This is a genomic window from Acinetobacter sp. SwsAc5 (assembly GCF_013391485.1).
Classification (GTDB): domain Bacteria; phylum Pseudomonadota; class Gammaproteobacteria; order Pseudomonadales; family Moraxellaceae; genus Acinetobacter; species Acinetobacter towneri.
The window spans coordinates 23,177-33,617 of record NZ_JACAXD010000032.1 but is presented as its reverse complement, the minus strand read 5'-3'; the positions used below and the strand labels follow the sequence as shown (position 1 = coordinate 33,617).

The 10,441-nt window shown below is 41.0% G+C and carries 9 protein-coding genes, 1 pseudogene and 1 riboswitch; of the genes and pseudogenes, 4 read left to right on the top strand and 6 right to left on the bottom strand.

The window, feature by feature from the left end:
* Window positions 1–575 (top strand): annotated as a pseudogene (locus tag HYG89_RS14165) (RNA-guided endonuclease InsQ/TnpB family protein); the annotation flags it as partial.
* On the opposite strand, the gene HYG89_RS14160 reads toward HYG89_RS14165, so the two are convergent.
* The 6 genes from HYG89_RS14160 to HYG89_RS14135 all read right to left on the bottom strand — a co-directional run bounded on the left by HYG89_RS14160 (window position 549) and on the right by HYG89_RS14135 (window position 7,315).
* Window positions 549–695: a hypothetical protein gene (locus HYG89_RS14160; RefSeq protein WP_178868042.1), complete on the bottom strand. Its 147-nt coding sequence runs from the start codon at window positions 693–695 to the stop codon at window positions 549–551. The pseudogene HYG89_RS14165 and the gene HYG89_RS14160 overlap by 27 nt on opposite strands.
* A gap of 107 nt (window positions 696–802) precedes the next feature.
* Complete coding sequence (locus HYG89_RS14155; RefSeq protein WP_178868040.1) at window positions 803–2,248, bottom strand: YdiU family protein; 1,446 nt, start codon at window positions 2,246–2,248, stop codon at window positions 803–805.
* Between the two features lie 124 nt (window positions 2,249–2,372).
* On the bottom strand, window positions 2,373–3,539 hold the full coding sequence (locus tag HYG89_RS14150) for an acyl-CoA desaturase (protein WP_178868038.1): 1,167 nt from the start codon (window positions 3,537–3,539) through the stop codon (window positions 2,373–2,375).
* Between the two features lie 289 nt (window positions 3,540–3,828).
* Window positions 3,829–4,542: a glycerophosphodiester phosphodiesterase gene (locus tag HYG89_RS14145; protein ID WP_178868036.1), complete on the bottom strand. Its 714-nt coding sequence runs from the start codon at window positions 4,540–4,542 to the stop codon at window positions 3,829–3,831.
* A gap of 168 nt (window positions 4,543–4,710) precedes the next feature.
* A complete protein-coding gene (locus HYG89_RS14140) occupies window positions 4,711–5,295 on the bottom strand; it encodes a cob(I)yrinic acid a,c-diamide adenosyltransferase (protein WP_178868035.1) in 585 nt (194 codons plus the stop codon).
* A gap of 139 nt (window positions 5,296–5,434) precedes the next feature.
* Window positions 5,435–7,315 (bottom strand): TonB-dependent siderophore receptor, encoded by a 1,881-nt coding sequence (locus HYG89_RS14135; RefSeq protein WP_131260768.1) that lies wholly within the window; start codon window positions 7,313–7,315, stop codon window positions 5,435–5,437.
* Window positions 7,316–7,350: 35 nt separating this feature from the next.
* Window positions 7,351–7,575: riboswitch (cobalamin riboswitch) on the bottom strand.
* 192 nt (window positions 7,576–7,767) lie between these two features.
* Between HYG89_RS14135 and HYG89_RS14130 the strand changes: the two genes are divergently transcribed.
* The 3 genes from HYG89_RS14130 (at window position 7,768) to HYG89_RS14120 (ending at window position 10,333) form a co-directional block, all read left to right on the top strand.
* Window positions 7,768–8,421 carry a phosphoribosylanthranilate isomerase gene (locus HYG89_RS14130; RefSeq protein ID WP_131260767.1) on the top strand — a complete coding sequence of 218 codons (654 nt, stop codon included), beginning with the start codon at window positions 7,768–7,770 and terminating at the stop codon, window positions 8,419–8,421.
* The gene (gene trpB / locus HYG89_RS14125) at window positions 8,393–9,637 is read left to right on the top strand and encodes a tryptophan synthase subunit beta (RefSeq protein WP_004975067.1); all 1,245 of its coding nucleotides are present in this window, start codon (window positions 8,393–8,395) and stop codon (window positions 9,635–9,637) included. Before HYG89_RS14130 ends, trpB begins: the two co-directional genes overlap by 29 nt.
* A gap of 174 nt (window positions 9,638–9,811) precedes the next feature.
* Window positions 9,812–10,333, top strand: a complete 522-nt coding sequence (locus HYG89_RS14120; RefSeq protein WP_096901526.1) for a DUF1543 domain-containing protein — start codon at window positions 9,812–9,814, stop codon at window positions 10,331–10,333.
* Window positions 10,334–10,441: the final 108 nt, after the last annotated feature.

Here is a 10,441-nt window from a genome sequence, read left to right as displayed (position 1 = left end):
GACAGCAACCAAAGCGATTGGTATTGATCTAGGCTTAAAAGATATTGCCACCTGTTCTGATGGCACTGTAATTTCAAATCCAAAATTCTATCGAAAATATGAGCAGACATTAGGTATTGCTCAGAGAGCCAGGAATAAGAAGCGTGTTCGTGCATTACACGCCAAGATTGCAAATAGTCGAAAAGATCATTTGCATAAAGCAAGCACCAAGCTTGTGAATGAAAATGCATTGATTATTGTAGGTGACTTGAGTGCTAAAAAATTAGTAAAAACCAAAATGGCAAAATCTGTTTTGGATACAGGATTTTCGGCACTAAAAACAATGCTCAAGTATAAATGCGAGAACGCAGGCGTATTGTTTGAAGAAGTCCAAGAAGCCTATACCACCCAAATCTGTTCGTGCTGCGGTGAGATCACCTCAAGTAGTCCAAAAGATACAAGGTAGGACAGATCTTGGAATAAGAGAATGGGAGTGCATGAGCTGTGGTACAGCTCATGATCGAGATATAAACTCAGCTCTAAACATTCTTGCGCTTGGGCATAAGCGTCTAGCTGTAGGAATCACCCTCTTTTAAGGGGGTGAGGATGTCAAGCACCAAACAACCTTCACCAAAAGGTTCGCTCAGGCTAACTTGAGGCAATTGTGCTGCAACACTTGCTGCAATTTGATGCAGTGATGACGGTGTTTGTGCCACTTATTTTCCCCTAAAAAGTTTATCCTGTGGATAACCACAGCTTTTTCCACAGAAAATGTGTATAACTTTGTTGGAATTTTAAACGTCCTTTGGCGAGTGCGTTGGTATTAAGATGAACAACTCACCATCACTTCTGGCACATCACTTGGTAAAGGTGCTAAATCTTCAGGTTTTTCCAATGCTGTTTGCTGAATATAGGGTTGGCTGAGCAAGTTAAATAAACGCTCAACTTCTGAAAAATCATCACGCTCTGCTTGCTCAATCGCCTTTTGTGCCATGTGATTGCGCAAAATATAGTGAGGGTTTACCTGTTGCATTGCAGCATCTAAAGCATCGGTATACTGATGTTCACGAATTTGTAAATACTGCGCCAAAAAGCTTTCCCACTGACGACGATCCAAACAATCATCCAGTATTTCAGTATATTGTTTATTTTGTAGGCGGATAAAGCTCTGGGTGTAATCCAGTTGCTCACTTTGCAAAATACGTAAGAAGTTGGTTGCGCAGTCAAAACTGTCTTTATGGAAGCTTGGCAGTCCCATTTTTTCACATAAACCGAGTTTATAATGCTCCAAAAAAGTGGGTTCAAAATGTTCTAAGCATGCTGCCAGTGCTTGTTTCCAGTGTTCTTTTTGATCAGGGCTTTGCTCAAGCGGAATTAAATTATTTAACCAGACCCATAAATTCCAGTGTGCCACGCTCGGTTGTTGTTGGTACGTATAACGTCCTTGATAGTCCGAATGATTGTTGATCCAGTTAGGACGAAAACGCTCCATAAAGCCATAAGGACCGAAATCGAGTGTTGAACCTGTGATATTTAAATTGTCGGTGTTCATCACGCCATGCGCAAAACCGACCAGTTGCCACTTTGCAATCATGACAGCGGTACGTTGAATGACTTTCGTAGCAAAAGCGAGTATTGGCTGTTCGGTTGCCAAGCATTCTGGGTAGTGCCATTCAATACACTTTTGCACAAATTCAGGCAGTAATTCAGGTTGATACTGATTGATCCATTCAAAATGTCCCAAACGAATATGACAGTCTGATGTGCGTAATAGCATTGCGCCAAGTTCTAATTTTTCACGTTGTACACCTTGAGTGGATGAGGTAAATCCAACGGCATTGCTTGATGGCACACCCAGCGCATTTAAAGCATGACCTGCTAAATATTCACGAATCACGGAACGTAATACTGCACGTCCATCGCCCATACGTGAATAAGGCGTTGCCCCCGCACCTTTTAAATGCAGGTCAATAGTACGTTGTTGTGTGTCCAAAACTTGCGCAATGAGTAAACCGCGTCCATCTCCCAATTGACCTGCCCACTGTCCAAATTGATGTCCTGCATAGACCATTGCCAAAGCAGGAAATTCTTTAAACGTGGTTTGTCCGCTGCAAATTTCAACCCATTGCTGTTGTTCTTCGGCTGTCCATTGTAGTTCTTTTGCCAATGCAGCATTAAAGTGTCCTGCTTTTGCACCTTTTAAAGGTAGAGGCTGCTGCATGTGATAAAGACGGGCGGGCAGGGTCGGATAACGCGGATTAAATTGCATGATGATGAAGCGCTTGGCACAAAGTGAGTTTCACTATAGCAAACTTAGACTTTAAAAACTGTAGCCTAACAATGCATAAAGCCCTGAACAGGTCAGGGCTTTCGCAGTGCATCAGAACAGAGGTTTATTCAGATACAGGATTCTTTTTTAGGTTGCGCATCAGCAAGTTCAAGGTTTCACGATGATGTGAAAGACGCTGTTCAACCAATTGGAATTCAACTTTTAATTTGTCATCCATTTGGTGGATTTTTTCAGCTACTGATGCTTTTTTCGCCTGAATTTCTTGCTCTTTTAACTTTGCCCAATCGTTCAGGGTTTGGGTAAAGGCATCATATTCTTGCGAAATACGGCTTTTAACTTGGCCAATGTCATCATTTACATTGTGTCCATAGACCGCCAAGTCTTGTTCTGCATATTTAAAACGCATCGCCAATTCTGCTTTTTTAATATTAAAGCTTGGAATACGACGCAAGTTTTTCGCTAGGCCTAACTTCGAGCATGTCCAAATTAACCATTTGGTTGGGTCATATTGCCACCATTTTACGCCATTACGATAATCATATTGGAAAATGTGGTGATAGTTATGATAGCCCTCGCCCCAAGTGGCAATTGCTAACCAGAAGTTATCACGCGCGGTGTTTTCGTCAGTATAGGGACGCGAACCCCACATGTGGCACAGCGAGTTAATAAAGAAGGTAACATGGTGGCTTAAAATCAGACGCATTAAACCGCCCAATAACAACACGCCCCACATATCGCCTACAGCCCAACCAATTGGCACTAAAATGCCAACGTGAACCGCAATCACAAGCGGAATATAGTATTTGTGTTGGAACATCACCAGTTTGTCATTTAACAAATCTGGCGCATTTTTAAAGTTTGGCTCTGCGGCAGGGTAGTCACGTAGCATCCAGCCCATGTGCGCAAACCAAAAACCATTATTAATTGAATATGGGTCTTTTTCGACATCATCAACATGGCGGTGATGGGTGCGGTGACCTGAACCCCAGAACAAAATACTGTTCTGAACGGCAAATGTTCCCATAATCATTAAAATGATTTTCAAGGGAAGGGTAGCTTCATAAGCACGGTGTGCCCATAAACGGTGATAACCTGCTGTAATACCCAAGCTACTTACGCCAAGTAATACAAACATGCTGATCCAAGCGGCTAAGCTAAAATCATGGTGATAGGCATACCAAGGAATCGCGATCACTGCAACAATAGGTAAGAAAACCAGTGCAAAGATGGCAATCCAGTTGATTGGGGCTTTGGGTAAGGGAGCATTCATCTCCAACAGCACTCCTAGAACCTTGGGAGGTATAAATGGACGCTTAATCCGTTATAACGCTATGACCGATCTATAGATTGAAATCATAGTATTAAATTTTTTAGGGATTAATTTTTTCGCATATTAGCATGAGCGTATTCACGATCACAGCATTATTGTACAGTTGTATTGTACTGGGTGGTAACAGAATATAATGGTATCTGCGAGATTTTACGGAAATATGATATACGGTAGCCAAACAAGCACGATAAATCATTTATTTATTCATCAATATGCTTAAGGTTACCGCTTACAAGTGTTGCATCATCAGTTTAGGATAATCGGTAATTAAACCCTGAATCCCTAAATCTTTAAGCTGTTTGGCGCGTTCAATCTGGTTGACTGTCCAAACGCTGATATTCAGTTTGGCCTGTTGTGTGGCTTGAATGAGCGCACCGGTTGCGAGTTCGTTCATCCAACCAATTTGGCAACAACCTAATTCTAAAGCCTGATCAATGGCTTGATATTGCAGATCATCTTCAACCAATAAACCGCGTTTAAAGCGTGATTTTTGTTGTTGCAAGGCCCAATGAATTTTTGTATCAAAACTGGTGATGATAGCGTTATGTTCAAAACCCTGTAAATGTTGCTCTAAACTTTGGGTAATTTTTTCAGCATCGGCATGTGAGTTGACTGCTTTAACTTCGACTTCAATATGATCAAAATTTTGAATAATGGTCATGGTTTGATTGAGTAGGGGTGTGGTTTCGACTTTATTCCAATCTGACCACATCACAGCATGATTGTAATGGTTTAAATCTTCCAGACTACATTCATACAGTGCTTTGTCTTGTCCTGTAGTGCGAATGAATTGATCATCATGCATCACTACCAAGGCATTGTCTTTGAGTTGACGGACATCAAACTCAACCGCTCGAATGCCAATATTTTGAATATATTCAAAACCACCGAGTGTGTTTTCAGGCGCTTCGCCACGCGCACCACGATGACCAATTATGCGCATAATGTGCCCATGAATTGAAAGTTTGCTTTCATTTTGCAAGTACGACGTGACAAAGAGATGACATCTCTTATTTTGGTCGGATGATGTGAAATTTCAAGCAGCATCCGACGTGATTTTTTAGATGCAAAATCAGGGCTTTATTTTAGTTTCCGATTCTAGAGTGTGATGTCAGTTACCAATACTGTCATTGATGTTCTTTTGCCATAACACTTCGCTGCCTCCTTCGGCACGTTGCAAGCTGCGAGATGCGACAAATAGCCAGTCAGACAGTCGATTCAGTAATTGCAAAGACGGTGCTTGAATATTTTGATCACGGTTATGTACGGTCATTAAGCTGCGTTCTGCACGACGGCATACAGCACGGGCCTGATGTGCATAACTGCATGCCAATGTGCCCGCAGGTAGAATGAACTCTTTGAGCATTGGTAAGTTTTCATTCATACGGTCAATGTCTTGCTCCAAGTATTCAATCGCCAGTGGTTGCACGAGATGGTAATTGGGGATACAGACTTCACCGCCTAAATCGAATAGCCAGTGCTGAATCAGGCTAAGCGATTTGTCCCAAGTGTTTTTGTCTTGAATGTTGCTATGTGTAATTTGTGAGCGCAATACGCCTATGCAGGCATTGAGTTCATCGACATCGCCCAGTGCATGAATGCGTAAGTCGTCTTTGGCGACACGTGAGCCATCGCCCAGTCCTGTTGTGCCTGAATCGCCTGTGCGGGTGTAGATTTTGCTTAAACGGTGGCCCATGATCGTTCCTTGTTTGAAAGTGAAAGTTGCGTTTACTTGGTTGTAAGAAATAAAAGCTGGCGCAATAAAAAAGGATAATGTCGGTCATTACATTATCCATAAACTGCGCTGTTTTAAAGTTTTTGTTGTTATGCGGGTTTTAGTAGCGGAAAGTTACACCAGCAGAAGCGAGGCGACCGCCGTTGATGTACCAACCATCACCAAAGTTATCTGCAATTTTGTATTCAACATCTCCGATATTTTGAATATTGCTAAAAACCTTAATATTCGGGTTAATATTCCAGTACATATTTAAATCAACTGTAGCATAACCAGGTACTTTAACTTTGTTTGCATGATCGGCATAAATGTCTGAACGTGCAATTACAGAAGCACTCACTCCATAAGAGGCATTTTCTAGACCGGTGGATAGAGTAAAGGTCTGTTTTGGTCGGTATGCAATATTATTGTTGGTTTTCTTATTTTTTGAATCTGCATAGGCATATTCAGTGGTTAAGAAGATATCTTGCTCTTTCCATTTAAAGCCAATTTCACCACCATTGACTTCAGATTTTTCTATATTGGCAAAGCTTGATTTGTTTTGCCCAAGATAGTTGGTAACAATAAGATTTTTAATGCGAGTGTGATAGGTAGAAAAATATGCTGTTAATTGGTTATTTATTTTTTGATCTACACCAATTTCATAGGCCATACTTTTTTCTGGTTTTAAATTGGGATTACCATAAGTTGGATAAGAACCCTCTACAAAATAATATAACTCTGTCAAAGATGGCGTTTTAAATGCAGAGCCAATATTTGCATAAATACTTGTGGCTGGTAAAATTTGATAGCGAATAGCGCCTTGTCCAACAGTATGTGTTCCAAACAATTCATTATCTTCGGTGCGAATGCCTACTTGTGTATTTAATTTTTCAGATTTATGTTGATGTTGTAAATAATAACCAACTGAATCTATATCCTGTTTTTCATTTTTTATAGATTTGCTTTCAAAGTTGGACTTTAGATAAGTGCTACCTAATAAAATACTTTGCTGCGGTGTTAATGACCATCGAAGATTTAAATCCCCTTCTTTGTTTTCTGTGTCAAAATGACCAGGTTCGCTGTCTAAGACATATTGATTATCTATAAAGTTAGAAAGTCTTGCAGAAAGTGTTAGGTTATCTTGAAGATCAAATTCAGTATTTACGTTGATTAAACGATTTTCAAAAAAACGTTTAGCTTTATTTTGACTAGTTGCCCAATCATAGAACTGGTTCGTTCCTTCATTTTGGCTAATAGCAATATTCGCTTTTATATTATCTTTATTATCGTATCCGACCTTTGCACTGTATCCTTTTTGATCATAACTCGCTTTTTGGCTTTTATTTTGATAGTCGAGAATTTTTGTTCCATCCGTTTCTAGACGTTGGCCTCTAATCTGTGCATAAAAATTATCCTGTACAAGATCACTACCAATAATAGTTTTATATGTTTTATTTTCTGCATAAATACCAGTAATAAATCCAGAATTTTGGGTTGGAGTTGTTGTTATCATTTGTACAACACCACCAATGGCATCAGTACCATATTGTACTGATGCTGGACCCTTTAGAATTTCAATTTGTTTTAGGTCAGAGGTATCGATAAATGTCGGGAAAAGAGCACTAAAGTGGTTTTGGCTATTTAAACGGGCACCATCTTTAAGAACAAGGGTATGGTTGGATTTTGTACCACGAATTGAAATTTCTGTAGTTTGTCCCATGCCACCATATTGTTTCATAAAAACACTAGGGTCTTTTTGTACTTCATCTGACAAATTTAGAATAGGATTACGCTCAATACTATTTTGATCAATTACATTAATCCGTGCAGGCACATCTTTAATATTTTGTTCACTACGTGAAGCAGTAACAACAAGCGTATCTAAAGCAGCATTCACCACACGCTGATCTTGAGATTCTGCAGCAAAAACTGAAGTTGAAAAACCCATTGCAAGCGCAATTGCGCCCACTAAAGCAGTAGGCTGAAAAAGAGTAGACATGACTTTGCTCCATACATTCACCCCACGTGAATGATTGAGTTAAGGGCACAACAAGCAGGTCTCCGGACTTCAATGTGCCAAGCATCTTCTAATTTATGATTGCTTCGCTATATATCCACCTTCCCATATTGTTCATACAGTGGTGTAAATCATAAGATTTAAATTGATATACGTTTCATGGTTACCGTTGCGGGGGCAGTGTTGGACTTTCACCAACTTCCCTAAAGCTCAAAGCTAGAACTCGTTGCATTTGCGCGAAGTATAAAGTCTGTATGCCATTTAAACAACGGAAATGCAGAATAATCCGCCTGAACTTCACTCAACCCCTTAAAATTGCATTACAATGATTCGCCCCAATATCTGATTTTGTTAGTGTGAACAGACAATTTAAAAGTCACGCACAGCAAGATCAGCAAAATGAAGATTGAAAATCAGGATTAGAGTCCAAAACGATGCGTACCCGTGCCAAAATTTGCGGAATCACGCGAATTCAAGATATAAACAGTGTTGTGCATGCGGGTGCAGATGCAATTGGTTTGGTGTTTTATCCTCCAAGTCCGCGCAATGTGAGCATTAAACAAGCACAAGGCTTGCTGCAACACATTCCCGCTTATGTGCAAGTGGTCGGTTTATTTGTCAATGCAACGGCAGATGAAATTGCCACTGTATTGAAACAAGTGCCTTTAGATATTTTGCAATTTCATGGCGATGAAACACCCTTGCAATGTCAGCAAATAGCACAGCAAGTTGGACGTCGATGGTACAAAGCCATTCAGGTCAAACCCGATTTAAATGTGTTGGATGCGATAAAAAGCTATCAACAAGCAGGTGCAAGCGCAGTATTATTAGACGCGTGGCATCCTGAACTCAAAGGTGGAACAGGACACAGTTTTGACTGGTCAAAATTCCCGAAACTCGATATTCCTTTAATTTTGGCGGGTGGTTTAAACCCTGAAAATATTGAAGATGCAATTCAGACGACTCAAGCCTATGCCGTTGATGTCAGTGGCGGAGTTGAGTCTGCAAAAGGTATTAAAGACCAACAACTCATAGAAAACTTCATGCAAGGAGTCCAACGTGGATCAGCAAAGTACAAATCACAATAACTCAGTGATTGACTATACCCAATTCCCAGATGCAAAAGGGCATTTTGGTATCCATGGCGGACGTTTTGTGTCAGAAACGCTGATGGCGGCTTTACAAGATTTAGAGAAATTGTATTTCCGCATGAAAGATGATCCGCAGTTTTTGGCAGAATTCGACCGCGATCTCGCCTACTATGTAGGTCGTCCTAGTCCTTTGTATTATGCTGAGCGATGGTCAAAAGAGTTGGGGGGGGCGCAAATTTACTTAAAACGTGAAGATTTGAACCATACTGGCTCACATAAAGTGAATAACACCATTGGTCAGGCACTGTTGGCAAAACTGTCTGGCAAAAAACGCATTATTGCCGAAACAGGTGCGGGTCAGCACGGTGTAGCAACCGCGACCATTGCCGCTCGTTTAGGCTTAGAATGTGTGGTGTTCATGGGTGCAGAAGACGTGAAACGTCAGGCTATGAATGTTTACCGTATGCGTTTGCTTGGTGCAACTGTTGTACCTGTAGAAAGTGGCTCAAAAACCTTAAAAGATGCCATGAACGAAGCCATGCGTGACTGGGTCACCAATGTTGATTCTACATATTACGTGATTGGTACGGTCGCTGGCCCACACCCATATCCACAATTGGTACGTGATTTCCAGTCGATTATTGGTCGTGAAGCGCGTCGCCAAATTCAAGAGCAGGCAGGTCGTTTACCTGATGCATTAGTAGCTTGTGTAGGCGGTGGTTCTAATGCCATGGGCTTGTTCTATCCATTCTTGAACGATGCCGAAGTGAAAATGTACGGTGTCGAAGCTGCAGGTTTAGGCATTGAAACAGGCAAACACTCTGCACCATTGAATGCAGGACACGTGGGCGTATTACACGGTAACCGTACTTATTTAATGTCGGATGCACAAGGTCAGATCATTGAAACCCACTCTATTTCTGCAGGTCTGGATTATCCAGGTGTAGGGCCAGAGCACAGCTTCCTGAAAGATATGCACCGTGTCGATTACGTGCCAATCAATGACCAAGAAGCCTTGCAAGGTTTCCGTGATTTAACCCGTATCGAAGGGATTATTCCTGCTTTAGAAAGCTCGCATGCTATGGCTTATGTGAGCAAGCTTGCACCAACGATGGATAAAGACCAAATCATTATTGCGACTGTTTCAGGTCGTGGCGATAAAGACTTAATGACTGTTGCCCGCATTGATGGCGTGGAAATGGTGGATATGTAAATCGTAAACTGCTTGAAATAAAGTATGCTACATTTCAATTCAATCGTGCTGAAGCAATTCGGCACGATTTTTTATTTGGAGGATTGAAAAATTCTCGCTACTTTAAACAATCATGCTTAAAAATCATCAACTATAAAAGCCATCAAGCTTAGGATATTTGCGCAGGAGTCGGATATGCCCAGTTTATTTATCGTGATGTTAGGCGGACGTCATGCGCGAGCCAATACCGAAGTGCATGATGTGGTACTTGCGGTAGGCGATTCTTTAGAACAGACCTATCCGCAACTCAAGCAGGCTTGGTTTGCAGAACCGAAAGGTTTGCATATTGACGCATGGGCGCAAATTAATGGTGTTGAGTTTGAAGGTAAATCCTACTATTTAAAATTTACCGATGCGCAGCCGAATCAGGCAGAAAACCGACTGTATTTAATTAATTTAGGTGGATATGATCCGCGTGAGTTTGGCGAGTTACATCGTTATGTACTGGTGGTGGCGCAAAATCCAATGGTGGCAAAACAGCGTGGTAAAGCCTATTTTGCCCAGCACTGGCAAAAACAACATACCGATCGGGTCTTAGAGGTAGATGATTGTATTGCGATAGATCAGGTGCATGGTCGCTATGTGCAATTGGTTGAAGGCTCATTTTCAGGCAATCGTTGGGAAAATACCTATCTGACTTTGAATGCTGATGCTTAAATACCTTCAGAATATTGAGGGGAAGATATCTATTAATTTATATTTTGTATATTTAGTGAACGCTCAAGCCTTAAAATAGTAAAACAATCTATGCTTTTATAGTTTTTT

Bases quoted from the DNA above. Each gene is read 5' to 3' on its own strand.
- HYG89_RS14155 (WP_178868040.1), bottom strand. From the start codon at position 2,248: ATGCAATTTAATCCGCGTTATCCGACCCTGCCCGCCCGTCTTTATCAC.
- HYG89_RS14150 (WP_178868038.1), bottom strand. From the start codon at position 3,539: ATGAATGCTCCCTTACCCAAAGCCCCAATCAACTGGATTGCCATCTTT.
- HYG89_RS14145 (WP_178868036.1), bottom strand. From the start codon at position 4,542: ATGCGCATAATTGGTCATCGTGGTGCGCGTGGCGAAGCGCCTGAAAAC.
- HYG89_RS14140 (WP_178868035.1), bottom strand. From the start codon at position 5,295: ATGGGCCACCGTTTAAGCAAAATCTACACCCGCACAGGCGATTCAGGC.
- HYG89_RS14135 (WP_131260768.1), bottom strand. From the start codon at position 7,315: ATGTCTACTCTTTTTCAGCCTACTGCTTTAGTGGGCGCAATTGCGCTT.
- HYG89_RS14130 (WP_131260767.1), top strand. From the start codon at position 7,768: ATGCGTACCCGTGCCAAAATTTGCGGAATCACGCGAATTCAAGATATA.
- HYG89_RS14120 (WP_096901526.1), top strand. From the start codon at position 9,812: ATGCCCAGTTTATTTATCGTGATGTTAGGCGGACGTCATGCGCGAGCC.